Source organism: Shewanella sp. (genome assembly GCF_041630135.1).
Classification (GTDB): Bacteria; Pseudomonadota; Gammaproteobacteria; order Enterobacterales; family Shewanellaceae; genus Shewanella.
On sequence record NZ_JBFKLW010000045.1, the window covers coordinates 1 to 22,985 of the forward strand.

At 52.0% G+C, this 22,985-nt stretch carries 11 protein-coding genes and 2 pseudogenes; 8 read left to right on the top strand and 5 right to left on the bottom strand.

From position 1 onward, the window contains the following. The 6 genes and pseudogenes from ABYK60_RS12645 to ABYK60_RS12670 all read left to right on the top strand — a co-directional run. On the top strand, positions 1 to 3,723 hold a 3,723-nt coding region (locus ABYK60_RS12645; RefSeq protein ID WP_372872387.1), incomplete at its 5' end, for a beta-hydroxydecanoyl-ACP dehydratase. 289 nt (positions 3,724 to 4,012) lie between these two features. Then, positions 4,013 to 5,395, top strand: a pseudogene (locus ABYK60_RS12650) (PfaD family polyunsaturated fatty acid/polyketide biosynthesis protein); the annotation flags it as partial. A 552-nt stretch (positions 5,396 to 5,947) separates the two neighbouring features. Next, entirely contained in the window at positions 5,948 to 8,170 is a 2,223-nt protein-coding gene (locus ABYK60_RS12655; protein WP_372872388.1) for an AAA family ATPase, read from the top strand. Positions 8,171 to 8,180: 10 nt separating this feature from the next. Further along, positions 8,181 to 9,827, top strand: coding sequence for a VWA domain-containing protein (locus ABYK60_RS12660; RefSeq protein ID WP_372872389.1), 1,647 nt, complete (start codon positions 8,181 to 8,183; stop codon positions 9,825 to 9,827). Positions 9,828 to 9,957: 130 nt separating this feature from the next. Beyond that, positions 9,958 to 10,257, top strand: a pseudogene (locus tag ABYK60_RS12665) (2-nitropropane dioxygenase); the annotation flags it as partial. A 128-nt stretch (positions 10,258 to 10,385) separates the two neighbouring features. After that, positions 10,386 to 10,565, top strand: coding sequence for a hypothetical protein (locus tag ABYK60_RS12670; protein ID WP_372872390.1), 180 nt, complete (start codon positions 10,386 to 10,388; stop codon positions 10,563 to 10,565). Between the two features lie 403 nt (positions 10,566 to 10,968). Here the strand turns inward: ABYK60_RS12670 and ABYK60_RS12675 are convergent, their stop codons facing one another. Both ABYK60_RS12675 and ABYK60_RS12680 read right to left on the bottom strand, forming a co-directional pair. Next, positions 10,969 to 12,855 (bottom strand): UvrD-helicase domain-containing protein, encoded by a 1,887-nt coding sequence (locus tag ABYK60_RS12675; RefSeq protein ID WP_372872391.1) that lies wholly within the window; start codon positions 12,853 to 12,855, stop codon positions 10,969 to 10,971. After that, the gene (locus ABYK60_RS12680) at positions 12,852 to 15,191 is read right to left on the bottom strand and encodes an ATP-dependent endonuclease (protein WP_372872392.1); all 2,340 of its coding nucleotides are present in this window, start codon (positions 15,189 to 15,191) and stop codon (positions 12,852 to 12,854) included. The genes ABYK60_RS12675 and ABYK60_RS12680 overlap by 4 nt, the downstream gene beginning before the upstream one ends. 843 nt (positions 15,192 to 16,034) lie before the next feature. Here ABYK60_RS12680 and ABYK60_RS12685 point away from each other — a divergent pair. Next, positions 16,035 to 16,847, top strand: coding sequence for a flagellar brake protein (locus ABYK60_RS12685; protein WP_372872393.1), 813 nt, complete (start codon positions 16,035 to 16,037; stop codon positions 16,845 to 16,847). A 14-nt stretch (positions 16,848 to 16,861) separates the two neighbouring features. Here the strand turns inward: ABYK60_RS12685 and ABYK60_RS12690 are convergent, their stop codons facing one another. Beyond that, complete coding sequence (locus ABYK60_RS12690) at positions 16,862 to 17,218, bottom strand: hypothetical protein (protein WP_372872394.1); 357 nt, start codon at positions 17,216 to 17,218, stop codon at positions 16,862 to 16,864. Positions 17,219 to 17,678: 460 nt separating this feature from the next. Between ABYK60_RS12690 and ABYK60_RS12695 the strand changes: the two genes are divergently transcribed. Beyond that, positions 17,679 to 19,709, top strand: a complete 2,031-nt coding sequence (locus tag ABYK60_RS12695; protein WP_372872395.1) for a glycoside hydrolase family 97 protein — start codon at positions 17,679 to 17,681, stop codon at positions 19,707 to 19,709. 113 nt (positions 19,710 to 19,822) lie between these two features. Here the strand turns inward: ABYK60_RS12695 and ABYK60_RS12700 are convergent, their stop codons facing one another. Further along, positions 19,823 to 20,380 carry a YfaZ family outer membrane protein gene (locus tag ABYK60_RS12700; protein ID WP_372872396.1) on the bottom strand — a complete coding sequence of 186 codons (558 nt, stop codon included), beginning with the start codon at positions 20,378 to 20,380 and terminating at the stop codon, positions 19,823 to 19,825. A 194-nt stretch (positions 20,381 to 20,574) separates the two neighbouring features. Beyond that, positions 20,575 to 22,674, bottom strand: a complete 2,100-nt coding sequence (locus ABYK60_RS12705) for a multicopper oxidase domain-containing protein (protein WP_372872397.1) — start codon at positions 22,672 to 22,674, stop codon at positions 20,575 to 20,577. Positions 22,675 to 22,985: the final 311 nt, after the last annotated feature.

Below are 22,985 nucleotides of genomic sequence, written 5' to 3' on the forward strand. Positions count from 1 at the left end.
GACGTGGCACACAACCTGCTCAGTGCCTCGGACAGCCATCAGGGCGAGCCGCTCGATGCCATCGTTGTAGCGGCTGTCGACCTGTCGGGCTCTGCCGAGAAAGTGCTGCACCATCAGGACGCGCTTAATGCCATGGAGCTTTCCCCCGGAGAAGGTGCCGGTGCCCTGGTGCTGACAAGGCAGGCAGCCACCGCAAACAAGGCTGCCGGTTACGGCTGCCTTGCGGCGCCGGAATTTATCAGCGCCAATGCCAGCGACCAGGACAACAGCGCCCTGTTTGAACACAGCCCCAGCGTGCGCGGAGGCCACGCCCTGCTGGCTCCCAGCGCCAGCCAGCGCTTTGGCCACAGCTTTGCCGCAGCCGGTATGGCCAGCCTGGTACACGCCTTTATCCGCATGAGCCAGCACCAGCACCACAATGCCAGGCTGCGCCAGGATGGCGAGCAACAGTGCTCGCAGCTTGTTATCACCCAAAGTGAACCCCAGCGCCGCCAGCTGCGGGAGCGGGTGCAAAACGGCCTTACCACCCACAGCGCAGCCGCAGGAGGCAAACAGCTCATCCAGCAAATCGAGCTTGGTGGCCGTAACATTGCCAGCCATATTCTTGAATCTGAGCTGCCTTATGAAGCGGATATCCGCGCCAAACTTCAACGGCAGCCAGCGCCTGCGCAAACTGATGAGTTAGCCCATCAAACCACAGAAAAACGCCAATCGGAGGCCAGCACACCCGCCATGGCTCAACCCACTTATCAACCGCAACCGGCCAGCCCATTCGTTCAAAATCAACTGGCTGCCATAGAGGCTCATCAGGCCTTTTTGCAAAGCCGCGAGGCCGGGCTCAAACTTGCCAGAGCCTTGCTTGGCGACATGGAAAGCAGCAGGTCTGCGACCGACCATTCAGCAACAAGCAACGCAGCAACCAGCAATCTTGCCACAGGCAATGCAGCAATAAACAATGCCACCATTGCAGCAGCGGTGGCCAAGCAGCAGCCGCTGCAAATCAGTCTGCCCAAAGTGGAAGTCAGCCTACCAGAAGTACAAGTTAGCCTGCCTGCGGCCGCGCTCAGTGCAACTGACACCGCTCAGGCGAAAGACTGCATCTGGGATTATGCCGACTTGGTTGAGTACGCCGAGGGTGATATCGCCCCGGTGTTTGGCCCCGATTACGCCATTATCGACAGCTACAAGCGCCGGGTGCGCCTGCCCACCACCGACTATCTGCTGGTGTCCCGGGTGACCAAACTCAACGCCAAGCTTGGCGAATATAAGCCCAGCACCATGACCACCGAATACGATATTCCGCTGGATGCTCCCTATCTGGTGGACGGCCAAATCCCCTGGGCGGTGGCGGTGGAGTCAGGCCAGTGCGATCTGATGCTTATCTCCTTCCTCGGCATCGACCTTGAAAACAAGGGCGAGCGGGTGTACCGCCTGCTGGATTGTACCCTTACCTTCCTGGGCGACCTGCCCCGTGGCGGCGATACCTTAAGGTACGATATTTCCATCAACAATTACGCCCGCAACGGCGACACCCTGCTGTTTTTCTTCTCCTACGAATGCTTTGTGGGCGACAGGCTTATCCTCAAGATGGACGGCGGCTGCGCCGGTTTCTTTACCGATGCCGAGCTTGCCGACGGCAAAGGGGTTATCCGCACCGAGGATGAAATCAAACTGCGCAGCGCCGCCATGGCGAATCCGCGTAGCTTCAATCCGCTGATTGCCTGCGATAAAACCGCCTTTGGCTACGACAAGGTCTCGCGCCTGCTCAGCGCCGATGTGGCGGGCTGCTTCGGTCCAAGCCACGATTTGGGCTTCCACCAGCCTTCTCTCTGTTTTGCTTCTGAAAAGTTTTTGATGATTGAAGAAGTGAGCAAGGTGGATGTCACCGGCGGTGCCTGGGGTCTTGGGCTTATCGAAGGCCACAAGCAGCTTGAGCCGGACCACTGGTATTTCCCCTGTCACTTCAAAGACGATCAGGTGATGGCAGGCTCACTGATGGCCGAAGGCTGTGGTCAGCTGCTGCAGTTTTACATGCTGCATCTGGGGCTGCATAAACTCACCCAAAACGGCCGCTTCCAGCCACTTAAAGATGCGCCGCAAAAGGTGCGCTGCCGTGGTCAGGTATTGCCCCAGTCAAACCGCCTTACTTACCGCATGGAAGTCACCGACATCGGCCTCACGCCCTCCCCCTGGGCCAAGGCCAATATCGAAATTATCCTCGATGGCAAGGTGGTAGTGGACTTCCAGAACCTGGGCGTAATGCTCAAAGAAGATGAGGATTGTCATCGCTACGGCGCAGACAACAGCAGGGTGGATTTCCCCTCTCACAATACCGGCGTGATGCTCAAAGAAGATGAGGATTGTCATCGGTATGCTTCAGGAACCGAAATTACGGCCAACATAAATACGGCACTGCTGGAAGGCCGTCAGGCCTCCGTCAATGCACCACTGATGACCCACGAGCCGGACTTAAATGCCACGCCTATCAAGGGCGTGGTGCCGGTGAAACATATCGAAGCGCCGCTGACAAAAGATTCTTCAGCCAAATCGGCAAATCGCACCCCGGATACCGTGCCCTTTACCCCCTGGCACCTGTTTGAGTTTGCCACCGGCAATATCGAAAACTGCTTCGGGCCTGAGTTTGCTGTGTACCGCGGCCTTATTCCGCCGCGCACTCCCTGCGGCGACTTGCAGCTCACCACCCGTGTGGTGGAAGTTAACGGCAAGCGCGGTGATTTCAAATCACCTGCTTCCTGCATCGGCGAGTACGAAGTGCCGCCCAAGGCCTGGTATTTTGCCGAAAACAGCCATCCGGCGCGCATGCCCTACTCCATCCTGATGGAAATCGCCCTGCAGCCAAACGGCTTTATTTCGGGCTATATGGGCACCACGTTGGGCTTCCCCGGGCTTGAGCTGTTTTTCCGCAATCTCGACGGTGAAGGCACCCTCATTAAAGACATCGACCTTCGCGGCAAAACCATCAGTAACGACTCGCGGCTGTTAAGCACAGTAATGTCCGGCAGCAATATCATCCAGACCTTCAGCTTTGCACTGGCAGCGGACGGTGAGCCCTTCTATGAAGGCAAGGCGGTGTTTGGCTACTTTAAGGCCGAGGCGCTGACCCACCAGCTGGGGCTGGATAACGGCAAGGTCACCACGCCCTGGATTGAGGCGCAAAAGCTGAGCCCTGACGTCAGCTATAACCTGCGCGATACAGGCTGCGCCCTGTATCAGGCCACATCCGGCAAGCCACACCTGCGCCTGCCGGGCGGCCGCCTTAACTTTGTCGATAAGGTGGATATCGTCCGCGCTGGCGGCAAGGCCGGCCTTGGTTATGTGTACGGCGAGCGCAACATTGACCCGAGCGACTGGTTCTTCCGCTTCCACTTCCATCAGGACCCGGTGATGCCGGGCTCTTTGGGGGTTGAGGCCATTATCGAGCTGCTTTCCAGCTTTGCGCTGGACTCAGGCCTTGGGAATGAGTTTGCCAATCCGCGCTTTAATCACTGCTTAAGCCGTGTAAAGTGGAAATACCGAGGCCAAATCAGCCCTTTAAATAAGCAGATGTCGCTGGAGCTGCACGTCACCGCCATTGAGAAAACGCCCGGGCGCGTCACCCTCAAGGCCGACGCCTGGCTTGCCAAAGATGGCCTGCGCATATACGAAATCAGCGATTTGGCGCTTGTAATAGAAGAAGCTGCGGCAGATGCTGGCTGCCGCTGATAAGAAGAATTGCGGTGTTAACCGCCTTAAGAGAGATAAGATGAGCACAGCCTTTAACTGGCCATGGGCCATAAACGAAGCCTCAGCGATAAGCCAGGTTAACGCCTTCAAGGCGGCATTGCTTCAGCTGACCAAGCCCCTGTATGTAGCCACACTACCGGGCGGCAACCAACACACAGGGCAAGAGCTTTGCCTAAGTCATGACGTTGTACCTGGCAGTGTTGAAACCGGCCGCAAAGCAGGTGAACTGCCTGTCTGTGCCATGGCTGCGCCCTTTGCTGCAACCGAGCTTGGCAGTGAGGAGTTTCGCCGTTGCCACGGGGTAAAATACGCCTACTACGCCGGCGCCATGGCCAATGGCATTGCCTCGGAAGAGCTGGTAATCGCGCTCGGTAAAGCGGGCGTTCTCTGCTCCTTTGGCGCCGCCGGTTTGGTGCCAGCGCGGGTTGAAGCCGCCATCAGGCGCATTCAGGCCGAGCTGCCACAGGGCCCCTACGCCTTTAACCTCATCCACAGCCCAAGCGAACCTGCACTTGAGCAGGGCGCGGTGGAGCTTTACTTAAAGCACGGCGTGCACACGGTGGAAGCCTCGGCCTTTCTGGCGCTGACCCCGCATATAGTGCGCTACCGCGCCGCGGGCTTAAGCCGCGACAAAGATGGCAATATCGTCATTAAAAACAAGGTGATCGCCAAAATCAGCCGCACCGAGGTCGCCAGCCACTTTATGAAGAGTGCGCCGAAAAAGATGCTCGATGCCCTGGTGGCCGAGGGCCATATCAGCGCCGAGCAGGCCGAGCTTGCCTTACTGGTGCCCATGGCCGATGACATCACCGCCGAAGCCGACTCCGGCGGCCACACCGACAACCGTCCGCTGGTCACCCTGCTGCCCACCATTCTGGCGCTGCGTGACGAGCTGGCAACCAGCCAATCGTTTGCTACCCCCATCCGCGTCGGCGCTGGTGGCGGCATAGGCACCCCGGATGCAGCCCTGGCCGCCTTTAACATGGGGGCTGATTTTATCGTCACCGGCTCCATCAATCAGGCCTGTATCGAGGCCGGTGCCAGTGAGCACACCCGTAAGCTGCTTGCCACCACCGAAATGGCCGACGTGACCATGGCACCCGCTGCCGACATGTTCGAGATGGGCGTTAAGCTTCAGGTAGTCAAACGCGGCACCCTGTTCCCGATGCGCGCCAACAAGCTGTACGAGATTTACAGCCGCTACGACAGCATCGAGGCCATACCGGCAGAGGAGCGCCAAAAGCTCGAAGCCCAGGTGTTTCGTGCCAGCCTCGATGACATTTGGCAAGGCACTGTGGCGCACTTTATGGAGCGCGATCCAAGTCAAATTCAGCGCGCCGAGGGTAACCCCAAGCGCAAGATGGCGCTGATTTTCCGCTGGTATCTGGGGCTCTCAAGCCGCTGGTCGAACACAGGCGAAGCAGGCCGTGAGATGGATTATCAAATCTGGGCAGGCCCTGCACTGGGTGCCTTTAACGGCTGGTCGAAGGGAACGTACCTTGATGATTACCGCGAGCGCCGGGCAGTGGACTTGGCGCTGCATTTGCTCAGCGGAGCAGCGTATTTGCATCGGGTGAATACCTTGAAGGCTCAAGGGGTTGTGTTGCCAGCGTCTGTGGCGCGGTATCGTCCGTTGGAGCCTTTAGCCTAAGGTGGAGGCTTGAGGCACGGATGCTCGGTGCCAGTCACGCTAAAATCGAAAACCAGCCTAAACGCTGGTTTTTTAATGTCGCTTTTCAAGCGACGAAAGTCGTGGGTCACCGACCCACACCCAGGGAAAGGGCAGAAGCGGCCTAGAAGGCAAGCGACAGAACAGTTTCTGTCGCTTAGCTGACGCCGAAGCGCTCTGCGCGCCTCGCGGATACAGTATCGACTTGCAATTGCGTCCGTGCAAAAGGGCCAGCTCACCATCCATGGTTCGCGCTCATGGGCGCTCTGACGAGCATGAGCCCTTATCCAATCCCCCAGCGAGCCCAGACCAAGCCGGGCACTTTGGTTTTAAGGGCTAAAAACAGCTACCTCGCCCCAAACGGCTTCTTTGGATTAAAATCCGGTCAAAACATTCAACAAAAAATTATTTGTATCTAATTTATTTTTATAAATTTTCTTCTTCCCCCTTCACTATTTACGGAGTAAGCACAGTGTGTAAAACTGCACGACTCAAGGACGAATTTTTTGCCTTTGCAGCTTAAGGGATTTATAAATGAAAGAAAAACTCCAAGTATTACTGCAGCAACTTAATCATGGTCTGGTCGAGCGTGAAAATACGCTAAAAATGACACTACTGACTCTACTTGCCGGAGAAAACATTGTACTTATAGGCCCTCCGGGTACAGGCAAAAGCATGGTTGCACGCCGCATTTCCGAATGCTTCATCGACAATGAAGCAAATCAGGATGATTACTTCGAATACCTGCTCACCAAGTTCTCTACGCCAGAAGAAATTTTTGGCCCCTTATCAATTAGTGAGCTTAAACAAGACCGCTTCAAACGTAACACTGCTGGCTATTTGCCGATGGTTAAAGTCGCTTTTCTGGACGAAATTTTCAAAGCCAGCTCATCCATTCTGAATGCCTTGCTGACTATCCTGAATGAGCGGATTTACCACAACGGCAGCCTAGCGGAAAGAGTACCACTGCAGGGAATCATAGCCGCATCCAATGAACTCCCCACAGGACAGGAAGAACTGAACGCGCTTTACGACCGCTTTTTGGTGCGTGGTTTTGTTGATTATTTGCGCGAGGAGAATATCGCCCGACTGTTTGATACCCAACCGGAGCCACATATCCAGAGCGGAATAAATAGTTTTGAGCTGGCTACCATAAAGGAAACCTCTTTGGCGGTCACTATCCCGCCTTCTATCCGAGAGATCATCGAACGCATTTGGCAGGAGCACCGCAAGCTGTTCAAGGAGGACCGGCGCGAACAGTTGTCTGACCGTCGTTTATTTAAAGTACTGCACTTACTGCGAGTTTCTGCTGCCACGAATGGACGAAACGAAGTCGACCTATCCGATGTATTACTGCTGAAAAACTGCCTGTGGAATCATCCAGATAATATTGAGAAGATTAGCAAATTGGTCGTCGATGTGCTCAAGGCGAATAATCAAATCAGTTCTAAAAAGTACCTTGGATTGAAGATGTCAGACATTGTTTCTCATTTGGAAAACGAGACAGCCCAAGTAGCAGATGTACATGTAAAAGCTGGTGACAAAGTCAAGATCGGCACACCACTGTTCACATTAGAGTCGGATAAGGCAGCTTGGGACGTTACTGCAACTCAAACGGGGATAGTTGAAAATGTGCAAGTCAAAATTGGCGATAAAGTATCAAAGGGCGCCCCACTTCTATCGTTAGCCAATGCCAAACATATTAATAAGGAAGCTAGCACACATAGTATCCCAACAAAGGCTAACTCCACTGTAAAAGGTTACCTCGGTAGCGGCACAGAGCATGACCCCATTCTGATTGACAATATCGACCAGTTATTAGGAATGGCTCGCCCGGATGTGGGACTTAAAGGTTATTACTTCCGGCAAACAGCTGACATTGACTGCTCAGCGTTGACATCTTGGAACGCAATGCCGTTTCAAGGTCACTACGATGGCAGTGGTCATAGGATTAAAGGAAGAGACAAAGACGAATCGTTGTTCAACGAAATTTTGCCACAATCCAGCGTGATCCAATTACAGTTACTGGGGCTTTATCTTGCAAATCAAGCCACAGGGAGTAGCTTCAGACATTGTAATTCCAGCAGGAATCTGTTCAGCGACAATGCGACCGATTGCAATATTAAACAATGTCAAGCTGGCAATGGGCTAATCGGGAATGAATCACAGAGTGGTTTTGCATCAAATTGCCAAATATCAGACTGCTATGTAATGCTAGACGTAAACACTTCAAGCCACCATGACAGAAGCGGCATAGTCGGCAAACTTCAAGATGGAAGCGTAATTGAACGCTGTCTGGTCACTGGAAAATGCAACTATCTGTCCAACTCGTATTACTATAAAATTGGCGCCTTTGCATTAATTTGCGCTGATAGCCAGATTAAGAATTGTGCTTTAGGGCCATTACAACGTTTGCATCCTGAAGTTCGGATACCTAGCCGAATCTGTACTAACTCTAATAGCAACAGCCTGCTCACCAATAATGCGGCTATCGATTCCGTAGATTCGCTAACAAAAAGCTGTGAACCCGATGGGCTGAATGGAAAAACTGTGGCTGCAGCCTCTTTCAACCAGTATTTTTTCGAAAACACTCTAGGCTGGGATTTTGAGAATGTTTGGCAATGGGACCAGGAAAGTAATCTGCCTGCCTTATGCAATGTCGGTACTAATGCCATCAATGCAGCAGAGCACATGCCCAACAACGCAATGAGAGTGGATGCTCTGACGCAGCAAATTCAATCCAATATCTGGCTCTAAGGTGCTGGCTATGCTGAGATCTTTAATCAGTCGCCTTCGATCGGGGTTAAGTTATAGGGCTGCGCCTTGGCTGTTTAGTGTCAAAACATTTAAATACTTTATCGACAGCACCTGCCGCGAACAGGTGACCCCAAATCCCGGTAGCGTACTTTACTGCGACTTATGGTTGGCTGTTGAACATTCGGGTATTTATGTTGGTGATGGGTTGATCAGTAATATCGTCGTTGATGGATTTGCAGAAAGTACAGTAATGCGCAGCAACCCTCATTCTTTCACATCAAAAAGTACGCTTGGGCGCAAAATTTATGTTTCCTGCGATCGTTACGGTGCGGTCGGCGATCCGCTTGTCGCCAGTGGTGCAAATAGTCATGTCGGCGATAAAGCATTCTACGGACTGGTGATCAAAAATTGTCATCAGTTTTCTACCAAGTGTGTTGAATATGCCGACGAACGTACTCCTGATATCACTTTACTGGACTGGGTAACTGACACTTTGTTACCTGAAAGTTGGGAGCCAACCCTTGCGTTACTCAAGTCAACCGCAAGCCGTAAGCTTGGGGCAAATAAGTGGCGCTTGTGGGATTGGGACCATGACATCCGCAATAACCCGCCAGCTGAACCGGACTGGCACGCTCATGAGGAGTACTTTCGTCATCTAATACTTAATGCCGAATCCATAACTCTGATCCGTAACGAACTGAATGCAACGCGCGAGTACGAAGCTGAAATTAGCGATGAGAATATCCCCGAACCGATTCGACAACATTTGAGTAGTTTCGGCGAAACATTAGATGCTGTAGTAAAGAAATACGACGAGGTGAAGGCCTTTTTGCAACGCTGCCCCGAAGCACAATTTTCGTTTGCCGATTTGCAGGAATGTGGCGACGATTTCCGGGAACTCGCACAACAACTGGAGAAGAACACCGTTATCAAGCAACTGGCACGAAAGTTGGGACGGGCGTATATCTCAGAAGAGAAAAAGCGTCAGACAAGAATTCCAGAGATCAGTAAGAGCGAAGTACATGGGACACACCGAAGCGCCGATCTGCAACGCCTACTGCCAAGCGAACTACTGAATTTGGAAGATGAAGAGTTGGAAATGGTGTTCTACTCCCGTTTCCTTGAGCATAGCCTGCAAACCTATGAACTTTCAGGCACCACGTTCAAACAAGGCGAAGAAGTAGAAACCTGCAAAAAAAATACAGGCCCAATAGTGGCTTGTTTGGATACTTCAGGCAGTATGGCTGGGAATCCCATGCTGAAAGCCAAAGCCTTACTACTTGCGATAGCCAATATCCTTAAGCAGGAGAATCGCTCACTCTATGTTTTGCTGTTCGGCTCCAGGGGAGAATTGCGTGAGTACGAGATGAACGATGCCAGTGATATAGCGGGTTTAATGCGCTTTCTGCAGCAGGGTTTTAACGGTGGTACTGACTTCGAAACACCATTACTGCGTTCAATTGAATTGATTTCCACACAAGAAAACTATTTGAAAGCAGATGTGTTAATGATTTCAGATGGTGACTGTCATCTTGACGAAGTATTCACCGTTCACTTGGGCAAGGAAAAAAATCGACTGGATTTCACAGTATATTCGGTGTTGTGTTCAGGCTCGAGAGCGAATGACGAGTTTAGTGATGAAGTGGTGGTGTTATAGTCCTGATAACTCCGGAATGGAGGTAAAAAAGTATTAGTATATGGCGCTTTAAGCTTCTTCACTGCTTTAAAAAAATTAAACATAATCTCATATGCATCAGAGTGGCAATGTGTGTGAGCTAGTACACACCAAGCGCAAGATGGCACTGATTTTCCGCTGGTATCTGGGGCTCTCCAGCCGCTGGTCGAACACAGGCGAAGCAGGCCGCGAGATGGATTATCAAATCTGGGCAGGCCCTGCACTGGGTGCCTTTAACGGCTGGTCGAAGGGGACTTACCTTGATGATTACCGCGAGCGCCGTGCAGTGGATTTGGCGCTGCATTTGCTCAGCGGGGCAGCGTATTTACATCGGGTGAATGCCTTGAAGGCTCAAGGGGTTGTGTTGCCAGCGTCTGTGGCACGGTATCGTCCGTTGGAGCCTTTAGCCTAAGGCTGATGTTTCTGGCATGGATGCGGGGGCTTAGTGCGTAAGCCGTCTCAACGCCTGGTGTGAATGGTGCAATGTGTGCGATTGCTGCCAAGCGGATAGTCGGTGGTCAGTTGCACTGGACGGTATGAATGAGAAAACCAGCCATAGCGCTGGTTTTTTGTTTCCTCGCATTTGCAGCCGGTGCAGGGGAAAACCTGCGTGTTTTTATCAAATTAAGTCGCTTTGCAAGCGACGGAAAGGTCGTGGAGCTTCGCCCCACACCCGACCAAGAGGGGATCTACAGCAATCCCCTCTTGCCGATTTATTAACAAGAGTCCCTGCCGCCCCACACGGTGCCGAAAGCCCCTTCGGGTTTATGCTGAAAATTGGCTAAAGCGCCAGACTCCCGAATTTACATCCCTATAAATTCAACCCAGCTCGGCTATCCTTGCCTCGCGCTCATAAGCTTGCCGCTCCGCGACATTCGCCCCTTCTCGACCGAACCAGCCTCGACGTCCTGTTTCGGCTACGCGCCCAATCCCAACACCCTCAGCGGCACCGAAGGGGTTCGAAAGCAGGTGCAATCTGAAAGTGAAGAGTTATGACGGTCCTCACTTTTTATGGCTTGTTTAAAGCCCAGGGGGAGCTAACAACAATCATGAGTGTCTCAGTTCTTCTTCGGCCGCTTAAATGTGGATAATGTATCCTTCAGCAAAAGTGCTGTAGCTGTCGTCATTCTTCCGTTGTGATAGTTGGAGGAGAGATAATCTCCCCCTCGTCAAACCATCCTTGGGAGAGCGCTGTTCTTGCGACTTCGTCGGGTTTATCGGTATAAGCAATAACCGCCAAGCTTTCTTCAGCTCGGCTGCAAGTCACATAAAAGAGCCTTCTGGTGCGATCGATGCCAGTCTCACTGCCCTCTCTTTGATTACGCTGATCTGTTTCAGAGAGCGACTTGGCTCCAAATAGTTTGTCATAGCTGAATAGAAAGCCACGAGCCTCTTCATCATCTAGTACGACCATAACACGGGGAAACTCGAGTCCCTTGACGCCTTGGTGGGTTCCGAATTCTGAATCATCTGAAATATACCGTACGTATGCTTTAAATTCGCTGAACTTTGCTTTCAGAGCATTATCCCAAGCATCAATAGTGTGGTTAAGATCTCGTTCGCTCTCGGGTTCTTGGTACACCTCATTTTCTCTAGCTGCTATCACCGCCAAAGTCTCAGGTAAAATGAATAGCCCGCTACGATGAACTTCTTTAAGTATGCTGTTCAGACAGGGCTCAGAAGTCCCAACCCACAAAGCATGGAGAGAATCAACGGCTTTCTTTGCTTTAGCCAGTGCCTCTCTAGGGTTACTACTGACTTGTAGGCATTTAGAAGAAATAAGAGGTGAGTGTTTGCTCAAGATTTTGCTAATAGCAAATTGATTTCCGGCCTCCATACTGTTGACAAGCGGCAGAACTCGCTCTGAAAACAGCGTGATACAGGCATGAGTACCATCAAGTAAACTCGTCCTGAGCTTATCAACTGCATATAGAGGGTCAAAGAAGTTTGAAAAACCTCCCCGCCTTGCTGCCATATGGTGCTCTAAGGTTAGTGTTTTCCTACTCTTTCGGTTCTCTATCCACAGTTCGTCTTCGGTAATCTTTGCCATTTCTTGGCAAACCGATTCTTCAAATGCAGGCTTATCAATATCGTCTCTGGTATCTGCGATAAATAGACGAACGAAGCCTTCCACGTCTTTGGCTGGTAGTTGAAGATTTTGGTCAACATTCTCACGGATTTTATTGATAAGTCTCACAACCCGTCGCGGGCAGCGGTAGTTGTACTCTTTTTTGGGAGTCAGCCAGTCTTCAGGTAAGTCTTGACCTAAATGCTCTTTTCCGTCGTTGTAGATCCGTTGCATAACATCGCCAAATAAACCCATTGAAAACTGCTCTTTATGGGATGCTTGAACAGCAAATAGTGCCTCAATTAACTCTTTCTTGGTGTCCTGACTCTCATCTACGAGCAACACTGGAAACTTGCGAATAAGGATCTGTTGCAAAAGTGGTTTGTATTTCAGGAGTTCGGCGGTCATACCGATTACTTCAGCATGGTTAAGAGAGTCTCTGCCTGTATTTTCCCCATTAGGGTTGTATGAAAACCTCCGAATTCTCTCAAGCGAATCAAACCGCCTTTGTTTTGACGCAATCTGTCTAGGCCTGTCTTCTGCCGCCTTTGTTCCTGCTCGTCCTTTCCTCTGAGCATCTTCAAGCTTTTCAATGTCGGCTTGAAGACTGGCTTTGAGCATTTCTCTAATGTCGTTTTGGTGAGGTTTTATAAGTTCCCAAGCGAAGCTATGAATGGTTGAAACGTTGAAGCTTGGGTCAAACTCCAAACGACGCTTGATTTCGTCACATGCTGCATTGGTGTAAGTAATGATCGCCACTTGCTGAGCATTTGCTCGTAAGCGATGAATGTTCTGCTCTCGAAATCGCTTTAGCACTTCTACCAATGAACGTGTTTTTCCCGAGCCAGCACCGGCAAATAGGAAAAAGCTTTTAGGGGCGTCAAGGTTAAGACAATTATAGATTTCATCATCAATAGAAGCTGAAGTGGCGATATCTGTCATGAACTAACCTCCTGAGTCGATTTAGGTTGAGCCAACTCCTCAAGTGTCGCTTTGAGCCAGTCTAATCCCTCTTTTATGTAACACGGTGATTTAAGGGTACTTGGGTCTGCAGAGTAGAGCAGGTCTAGCGCCATCTCTGCTTTTTTTGCACTGTTACTCAACGCGTCAAACATCGCGTCACAGGCTTCTTCGAGAGTTGCCTTTTGAGTTGAGTCAGCCATTTTCTTCGTAAGGCCTGTTACGTCGGACATAGCCTTGAAGAACGGAATATTGGCTAATACCAAAGCATCTTCGAATGTGTAGGGAATGGCTGATTCAGACGTTATTGGTTGTTCGTCACTTGACGCGAAGACAATAGAAGTGATTGATGGATAAGCCACTCGAACCTTTCCACAGCTTGCTGTTTTCTGCACTGAAGAAACTCCAATGACTTCATCCAAATCCTTTTTACCTGGAGCCCAAGTCTTTAGCGTGTCATTTCCAGTTAGCTGATTTTGACCTATTTGGGGCCTGGCTTTTTTTGTCTTGAACTTAGGGTCACCATTAGCATCTGTTTCTCCAGTCGGTTTTTTTGCCAGTGAATCTAAATCGGTAATGATCAGAACTGGTATCCCCAATGCCTCAATTAACGGCCGCAAACGGTGAGCATGGCTTCCGCCTATTTCAAGGAGTGAAATATAGCTTCTATCCAGTTCGGGATAATGGTTTCTTATAAAGTGAGGCACCAGCATTCGTTCCGCAGGACCTTCTATCAGGATTGCCGCATCTGCAAAAAATAGGTCGCAGTGTGTTGTTCTTAGATAGCGTGTTGCGAACTGAGCGGTCTCTATTCTTTTCTGTTCTTCAGTATCTTGCCCATTTGTTTGCCGTTTTCGCTCAATACCAAAAATTGTCGACATATTTACAACGCTGGCACAGGGGACTTCTCGCAGAATTGCGAGTGGATTTCTACGGAAATAGCGCAAGCCTGTGAAGTCCGTTTCATGAGTAATATGGCTCGAGTGTGTACTCACAACCATCTGAGTAGAGAACTGCTTTTTTTCACCAAGATCTGAGTGGGCCCTTAGCACACTGTAAGCTTTCTTAATGAAGACTTGTTGCACTTGTGCGTGGAGGTGAGCTTCCGGCTCTTCAATCAGCATAAGGTGAATAGGTTCAATGGGCTTGCTGCTGTTTTCTTCGCGCTTGCTTGCTTTACCTACTCGCATCCATTCATCTCGGAAACGAATGAGGTTGAAGATCATTGAAATTAGGTTTTGGTAACCGAGTCCGTTATATTTCTCCGGCAAGCAGAACCCTTCTGTAGAAGGAGCATTATCGCGCAATACGTTGAACTGAACCGCTGACTCATGATTCAAGCCTTCTAACGGATTCACTTTGCTTGAGAGCAGAATCTGGGGGTCACTAAAACCCGGGTAGTTAAGACCTTCCAGTTCTCCTAACGCATTACTGAAGCTACTCTTCAACTTTTCATCGAACGCGATTCTGGCGGCCTCCATTGCTTCGAGGGCATCGAGGTCGCTCTCTTCTGGTAACTCATTTGGATTGAGGTGCTTGTCAAAATAACTTCTTAGCTGAGCTGACAAACGTCGATCACTATTTGCGATTCCTTCTCCTGAGTTGGGATCTGAAAATCCACGTTGTGCGTTGATGATATCTATCTTAAACAAACCATCAAACGGGTCGCTGTCCATTTCCTCCATGTATTCAGTGAAGGGTTGTGGTGTCCCATTAACTAAAGCAGGATCTAATACATAAGCATTGATCGTGAAGTAACTATGGAGATTTCTCTTTAAAAAGTCTCGCATTGATGTTGGCCACAATGCTAAAGAAGGCGAGTTGTTGTTATCATTTTTCGCTTTACGAATTGCCACAGTGTTTTGAGCTGCCGTGCGTGCAGATATATAAGCTTTGTATAAATCTTCAGGATTTTTGGGTTCTAAAATCAACCTAGCACCCAGCAAACCTCCGTTCCAATCCAAAGTTGGCAACAGGTGGCTGACATAGTGGATCTGTGACTCATCAACCTCCAGCCAAACATCAATCGACGGGAGTAGTTTTCGCCAAGCATCTCGAGTCAAATCAGGTTGTTGATCCTCGCCGACACTAGACCAGTCAATGCCAATTTGTTCAATACTGCCCCAATTGGATAGAGTTATGTCGGTAGTAGATAGTTCTTTGCGCTTTGATTTTTTTAAGAACATGATCAGCGCATCCATCGCTGAAGTTTTGCCACTGTTGTTCGCACCAACAAGAATTGTATTCGTCTCTGCCAGCTCTACACGGCAGCTCTTCAATTTTCGAAAGTTTTGGATATCTATCTGGGCAATTTTCATTGCATTGCTTCCTTACTTCTTAGGTTCAGCGAAGAGTGAGGACACAAACTACTCTTTCACTTCAAACCACTTATGCTGAGGGTTGCTCCAATCCCGTTCGAAGCGGCCGCGGGGAGTTTGAGCGCATGGCGTTGCCGAGACAAGGATGTCGAGGCACGAGGGTCGAGCAGGATGCGAGTCTCTCGTGTAGCCAAATGCGCTCACACTACCAAGGGGCTTTCGACAACTGCTCCCTGCGTTGTTCTACCTCCAACATCCATGTTGTCGTCCGCTTCGTTGCGGGTCGCTGGGGGATTGGACAAGGGGGCCAGTCGAATCGGCCCCCTTTCCCCGGGTGTGGGTTGGAGACCCACGACTTCCCGTCGCTTGCAAAGCGACAAACCACACTGATTAGTCAAAGCAACCAACCCGCAGGGTTAAACCCGAGCAATCACAAACCAAAACCGGCTCAAGGCGACGCCTTGGAAAAACTCGTTTGGGGGAGAAATGGAAGGGTATAAATCTGCAATCCATTGCTGCCATCTGAGCATTCCATTGGCGTGGTGCCATAAACAGGAATATCGGCAAACTGCTATATAAGCCGAGCCTTAACCATTGTTTTAAATAGCAATAAAACCAAAAAAACAAACTCACATCATCCTACTGCACCCGCTCAGGCGCAGCAAGTTGAATGTGAATACAAACTCTCGGCGCTGATACCCAACCATGACATCCGACAAAGCAAGTGCTGTTCTGCATCGTCCACTTCCGGGGCAAGCCACTGAAGTGCACAATTAGACGAATTGCTCACGCCATACCACTGATTTATGAGCTATTATTCAGTTTCAGCCCAAACCTCAGCGGATGAGTACAACCACGATGGCACGCACCACCCCGGATGACTTTGAACGTTTTGATACTGTTCCCTGCAACACGGAAGTGTATCTGCAATTGCTTACCCCCACCCAGCCAATCCGGCTGCGTACCCGGCTGATAGGCATACACTCCCGCCGGGCGGTAATACTTGAATGTGGCAGCGACCGGCATTGGCAGGCCGCAAAGTCTTATCTTAAAGAAGACCGGGGCGTTATCGTCAGGTTGCTTAACAGCGATGACCCCAATGGCCATGTGTTTGCGTTTCGCAGCAGCATCATGCGCATCATGTCGGCCATGTACCACTGGATTGTGCTGACCTACCCAAAAGATCTGGAGCAGCTGGCGCTGCGACAGCACAGCCGCTTGCAGGTGAATGTCGCGGCAAGGTTAAAAGCCACTGACAACACCGGCAGGACCTCTGATGGCCACATCTGCGATATTTCCATCGGTGGCGGCGCTTTTATTGGTAAGGATTTGGGGGAAGACTGTGTCGATAAAGAATACAGCCTGCACTTTACCGACGACAGGGACGGACACAATACTGTGTTGCCGGTGATTATCAAAAATCAGCAATTTATTGATGCCGAACATAACCTGACCCAATACGGGTTGGTGCTCAATTGTGCCCAGGAAGACACAGAGGCACTGGTTCAGCGGGTACTGTTAAGCCATCTGTTAAAAGGCTTGCCAGACAAGCAGGCACTGGCAGAACCAGACATGCCCGCGCAGCAGGCTGCAGAAAATGCACCCGGGTCGGATAGCCGGGAGCCAACACCCGACCCCGGCACCAACGCCAGCTGAGCCGCAAATCCGCTTCAGCCGCGGGGGGCGGGTGCTGCCAGCGCGTTCAGTGCACTTATCCAGTCTTGCACATTGGCGACAATGAACTCCAGCGTATCGCCGTTTTTCATGGTCAGGCGCATGGCATCGGATGTTACCGGTAAAAAGCCCCCGCCTTTGCCGAGGCACTTTTCTGCCTTGGCTATTTCGGTGCGCGAGAGCTGATAAGGCCCCAGACCAAACTGGCTGTTGTAAGGGGTAAATTCAAGGCCTGATTCGGTTAAACAGAGTTTACCGTCGGCGCGGGCAACACCGCGCTGCACGGCGGCTGTGGCAGATTTGATAATGCTGTCCGGGTGAGAAAGTGTTGCGGCGCTTTGTGGCTGAGTCATGCTGGCCTCCTGATTGCCTATGCATATCCTGAAATAGAAGTCCTGAAATACCAGTCCTGAAATACAGATTCCTGTTATACAACAATCGCCTGCACTATTTGAGTTGAGATTGGGCAAGGCCGTAAATTCTGCCTGAAAACCCAACCTTTGACTTACACAGCACCCATCAGAGCAGCCCGGGCGCTAACCAGGCTGTGGGCACTGCTGTCGCTGTGGGCAAAGCTCTCGCAGTAGTTGCGCTGTAGGCACTGCTGTCGCGGTACTGGCGCTGTAGGCACTGCTCTCGCAGTACTTGCGCGGTGGGCACTTCGCTGTGGGCACGCTAGCCGCAAGGCGATGCCATGCTTTCGCTGTGGGCACTGACGTCTGCCGGGCTGAATACGTATGCAGCTTATGTCCCCCGGCGCACACCTTCGCTAAGGTGGTCACAAATAAAAAGACACCTTACTAGGAATGATAAATGCGCTGTTCACTGCTGCTGTTGGCTCTTGCCGCCAGCCTGCCATTGCAGGCCAAAACCTTAAGCCTCAAGTCCCCCAATGGCGGGATTGAACTTAGGGTAAGCGATGAAGATGCCCCCCACTACGCCGTGCTGTTTCAGGGCAAGCCGGTGATTGGCGCTTCCAGACTGGGGTTTGATTTCACCAATGCCGCCAACTTTCGCGGCGGCTTTGATATCACAGACAGCCAAAGGACAACGGTAGACAGCAGCTGGGAGCAGCCCTGGGGCGAGGCGCGTATCATTGAAGATAAGCACAACGAGCTGCTGGTGAGCTTCACTCACCCAGACAGCAAACAAGCCTACAGGGTGCGCTTTCGTGCCTTTGACGATGGCGTGGGCTTTCGCTACGAGGTCAATGCCAATGTGCCCCTGAACATAGGCCGCGAGCTCACCGAGTTTGCCATTGAGGATGCCGACACGGCCGAGGCCTGGTGGATCCCCGGCCGTGGCTGGAACCGCTACGAGTATCTCTATCAGCACAGCAAGCTTGCCGATGCGGCGCTGGTGCAAACGCCTTTTACCTTAAAAAACAAAGATGGGGTGCATATTGCCATCCACGAGGCAGCCCTGGTGGATTACGCCGCCATGACCCTGAATCAGCGCCGACCCGGCACCTTTGTTGCCGAGCTCACCCCCTGGTCAGATGGGGTGGCGGTCAAAACCAACGGCAAATTCAACACCCCCTGGCGCACACTGCAAATTGCGGCCAAGGCCACTGGGCTGATTAACTCGCACCTTATTCTTAATCTTAACGAGCCCAACCGGCTTGGGGATGTGTCCTGGGTCGAGCCCGGCAAATACGTGGGTATCTGGTGGGGCATGCACATCAATAAAAACACCTGGGGCAGCGGTAGCAGGCATGGCGCCACCACAGCTGAAACCAAAAAATACCTGCGCTTTGCCGCCGACAATGGCTTTGATGGGGTACTGGTGGAAGGCTGGAATATCGGCTGGGACGGCGACTGGTTCCACAATGGCGATCTGTTCAGCTTTACCCAGCCCTTTGCCGATTTTGATATCAGGGCCATTGCCGATTATGGCCGCGAGGTGGGCGCCAGACTGATTGGCCACCACGAAACCTCCGGCAGCGTCAGCAACTACCGCAAACAGTGGGACGGTGCCTTCAGCCTGTATCAACAGATGGGCGTTGCCCAGGTAAAAACCGGCTATGTGGCCGATGGCGGCAATATCAAACGCATCGATGAAAACGGCCTTGAGCGCTTTGAGTGGCACGATGGCCAGTTTATGGTGGGTGAGTATCTGGATAACGTGAAAACCGCCGCCAGATACCGGATAAGCATCAACACCCACGAGCCCATCAAGGACACGGGGCTGCGCCGCACCTACCCCAACTGGCTGGCCCGCGAGGGTGCCCGTGGTCAGGAATACAATGCCTGGGGCACGCCGCCAAACCCACCGGAGCACATTGCCATGTTGTCGTTCACCCGCATGCTGGCAGGCCCCATGGACTTTACCCCCGGCATTTTCGATATGGGCTTTAATGGCCTTGGTGACAGCACAAACCGCCCCCAAAGCACCCTCGCCAGGCAGCTGGCGCTGTATGTGGTGCTCTACAGCCCCATCCAGATGGCGGCCGACCTGCCCGAGAACTACTTAACACGCCCGGACGCCTTTCAATTTATCAAAGACGTACCCACCGACTGGGAGCAGAGTATTGCCCTCGATGGTGAGGTGGGTGACTTTGTGGTGATGGCCCGTAAAGAGCGCAAGGCACGCCAGTACAGCGGCAACGACTGGTATCTGGGCGCCGTGACCGATGAAAATGCCCGGGATGTGACGGTGAAGCTGGATTTCCTCGAGCCGGGCAAAACCTTTGAGGCGCAGATTTATCAGGACGGCAAAGACGCCGAATGGAAATGGCGCCCCTACGAGATGGATATTAAAAAGCAAACCGTACGCAGGGGCGATACCCTCAGCCTGCATCTGGCCGAAGGTGGCGGCGCGGCAGTGCGCTTAAAGGCGCTGTGAGCCATTTGCGCTGAGTCCAGACCGAACGGCTGTCAAAGCCCGGGCGTTCAGCTGAAAACACAAGGCCGCAGGCAAACCCTGCGGCCTTTTTTATCGGCTGCCAACATCAGCCATTAAAAGCGGAAGTTAGCGCCCAGATAAAAACCATTTTCCAAATCAACATTGCGCTGATCATCGTATCTGATATGTATTTGCCGGTAACCCAACTCAAATCCCAGATTGGGGTTCAGGTTGTAGCCAACGGCCGAACTCCATTGGTAATGACCATCAATGCCCGAAAAGCTCAGCACCGATGGGCTGATAAAGCCGGACGCTTTAACCGACAAACCATTACCCAGCGCCAGCTGGTAGTTGCCGCCCAGCGACACCATGCTGCCATTGGGGCTGTTATCCATCCACACGCGAGAGGCCATGGGGCCAAATTCAAACTGATGGCGACCGGCATTGTGGGTAAACAGCATAGCCCCCTGCAACAGCTGGCTGCCGCCATCCACATAAAGATATTCCGCCTCCAGTTTGGCGTTAGGGGTGATATGGCCACCAAGGGCGATGGACGCCCGCTCGTCATTTAACTCAAGGGCCAGATCGGCGGCATTGGCCGATGCAGACACAGCACCGAGACCAAGCAGCAAGGGGGCGGCAGCAGTTGATAAAGTACGTTTCACAGTCATGGATGTCTCCTTTGCCATGGGAAATCGCCTCCGCAAAGGGTGCGGCGCGTCGTTTGGCCAAGTGTGGGGGACACATCCTTAATGAATGATGAACAAATGCCTTGCTTAATCTTTTATAAACAAGGCATTACAATTTTACTGCCGATAGTTTGCAAGCTGCTAACCCGGTGTTTGCGAGTCAGCAGCTTAATCCGTCAGAGACTGGCACAAAGTTCGCCGGGTGCGGCGCTGAGTGATTCCAGGTTGTTATGGCTGATGTCGGTGATACAGAAGCTGAGGTTGTTCAGACGCTTGATGGATGTCTGTGAAATAATCACAGTCTCGCCGTTAGCCGAAGTATCGTCTGAGACCAGGCTTTCGTTAATGTCACCGCTGAAATAGCCGCTGACCCGCGCGGCTGCAACCGGGTTGCCCATATCGTCCAGTACCCTGACCAGTGCCTGGCCACGCTTCTGGCCGCGACCGGCATCGAGCAATGACACGCTCAGACTGCCAAGCACCAGGCGACTGCCGGGTTCGGAAGCATCTGTGCTGGCCCGGACTTCATTGGAATAAGCCGAACTGCCAGCGGCATTCACAGCGGCAAGTCGGTACTCGTAGGTGGTTGCAGGCATAAGACCGCTGTCGGTATGGCTTACACTGTCAGGCGCCAGGTTGACCAGAGGCGCAAAGTTACCGTCACCGCCCGAGCGCTCCAGCACAAAGCCGGTTTCATCACTGCTGTTATCCAGCCAGGTAAGATGAATTTGGCTCGCCGACAGCGTAGTGGCCATCAGCCCTGAAGGTGCTGCCGGCACACTTGGGCCTGTGCCGCTGTCAAACTGGAAATAATCATCAAAGTTGCCGTCGGCGTCCGCAGGGAATGTGGGAGCGCCCATGCCGCCAAGTACATTGGCCCAGCCCATGGCCCCCTGATCTTCATGCTCCAGAATATGGCAATGCATTATGGTACGGCCCTGATACACACTGGATCTGTTGCTGTTCAGGTCAAAGCGGATTGTGCAATTGCCGGAAACCACATCGTAATACTCACCGTCCTCAAAGTCGCCGCAGGCCCCCATCATTTGCACATGATAAATGTGCAGATGGAATGGATGCATGGCTGCACCCTGCAACTGCCACTCCTCCACCCCGACAGGCGATAACGAAAACGTAGGCACCATATGGTCAAACTTGCTGCCGTTGATGGTTCTGGCCCCCATTTTCACCACTTCTTTATTGGCCACAGGCAAGGCGCGCAAATCCGCCAGATACGCTGGACGACGGGCGGACCAACTGCTGCCATCGGCTGCAAAGGGATGCACGCTGGTGTCGCTTGTCCCGGCAATCGCAATATCGGCCACTTTGGTATTGCCGACGCTGAGCGTTGACGATGACTGACAGCGCACCGCCAAATCCGCGCGGGATGCCCCCGTGATACTGAGGCTGGCTGAAGCCAGAGACCTGGGTGCCACGGTACGCCACACCCCATCCCGTGCCAGCAACATGGCCTCACAGCCACTGCCAATAGCGACGGTTTTTTCTTTGGCGTCTCGGTCAGCCAGCAATATACGCCAGTGCTGCCAGGTATTGGCCGGGATCTCGAGTGTGCCCCCTTTATAACCATTAATGGTCCAGGTGGAGCCAAGGGTGCCACTGATCAGGGTGTCACCGCCGGTGCCGGCCACCGCAGGATCCAGATAACCCAATACCAGATGACGCTCGCTCATGTTGGCCACCGGTGCCGGAAGATTATCGTTACTGTCGTCAATGATCAGCATGCCAAAGGCACCGCCGGACACTTGCAAATAGGTCGAACCATGGTGATGGGCATGGTACCAATAGCTGCCCCCCATATGATCTGCCGGAATATCGTAAACAAAATCACCACCAAAGCCCCCTTCGAAGGAGCGGGAGACATCATCTCCCGGGCTCATGCCGGAAATGTGCAAACCATGGGTGTGAAGGTTACTGATGTTGGGGTCTTTAAAGACGTTGTGCACCGCCTCCTTGGGCTGATACGGCAGCGTGTTTTTGAATCTGAGCACATACTTGTTACCCGGGCTCATTACCATGGTGGGACCGGGAATGCTCAGCCCCCGACCTTCCTGACCATAGGCGCGGGTGGTAATGGTGTCTGAACCAATTAAAAAACTGCCCTCACCCATTACCATGGTGCCGCTGTAATAGGGCTCAGGATTGGTGGCAGAGGCTGGATGAAAGGTCCATTCAAACTGCTCAGGGTCACCGATAACGGCAGCGAAGGTGCTTGGGCATATCAATAGCAATGCCAGGGCAATATATCGTTTAAACATGGCAAGTCCGCCTTATTTATCATCTGTCCGGTTCTATCTCAGAGAAAGTAACTATAACCAACGACGCCACATTTCATAAACATTCCAGCAACAACAATTCCGCTGCGCGCGGCATATTTCCGGTACAGCCGCGCTTGCCATGAGCCAGCGACTGTTCTGCTGCCCTGACCGGTTCGAGGCAGCACCTTGCACTCTTTGGGTGCAACGTGCTCCATCTGGGTGCCAAATTATCGCTGAAAAAAAGAAAACGGCTTAGATTTCAAAACACTGAGAAAAGGCACAAGCTTTGCTGCATTCAGCCGGGTTAGCTG

What these genes read in the sequence shown, in the direction of transcription:
- ABYK60_RS12700 (WP_372872396.1), bottom strand. Translation starts at nt 20,380, where the DNA reads ATGACTGTGAAACGTACTTTATCAACTGCTGCCGCCCCCTTGCTGCTT.
- ABYK60_RS12695 (WP_372872395.1), top strand. Translation starts at nt 17,679, where the DNA reads ATGCGCTGTTCACTGCTGCTGTTGGCTCTTGCCGCCAGCCTGCCATTG.
- ABYK60_RS12670 (WP_372872390.1), top strand. Translation starts at nt 10,386, where the DNA reads ATGAGAAAACCAGCCATAGCGCTGGTTTTTTGTTTCCTCGCATTTGCA.
- ABYK60_RS12655 (WP_372872388.1), top strand. Translation starts at nt 5,948, where the DNA reads ATGAAAGAAAAACTCCAAGTATTACTGCAGCAACTTAATCATGGTCTG.
- ABYK60_RS12705 (WP_372872397.1), bottom strand. Translation starts at nt 22,674, where the DNA reads ATGTTTAAACGATATATTGCCCTGGCATTGCTATTGATATGCCCAAGC.
- ABYK60_RS12680 (WP_372872392.1), bottom strand. Translation starts at nt 15,191, where the DNA reads ATGAAAATTGCCCAGATAGATATCCAAAACTTTCGAAAATTGAAGAGC.
- ABYK60_RS12675 (WP_372872391.1), bottom strand. Translation starts at nt 12,855, where the DNA reads ATGACAGATATCGCCACTTCAGCTTCTATTGATGATGAAATCTATAAT.
- ABYK60_RS12685 (WP_372872393.1), top strand. Translation starts at nt 16,035, where the DNA reads ATGAGTACAACCACGATGGCACGCACCACCCCGGATGACTTTGAACGT.
- ABYK60_RS12690 (WP_372872394.1), bottom strand. Translation starts at nt 17,218, where the DNA reads ATGACTCAGCCACAAAGCGCCGCAACACTTTCTCACCCGGACAGCATT.
- ABYK60_RS12660 (WP_372872389.1), top strand. Translation starts at nt 8,181, where the DNA reads ATGCTGAGATCTTTAATCAGTCGCCTTCGATCGGGGTTAAGTTATAGG.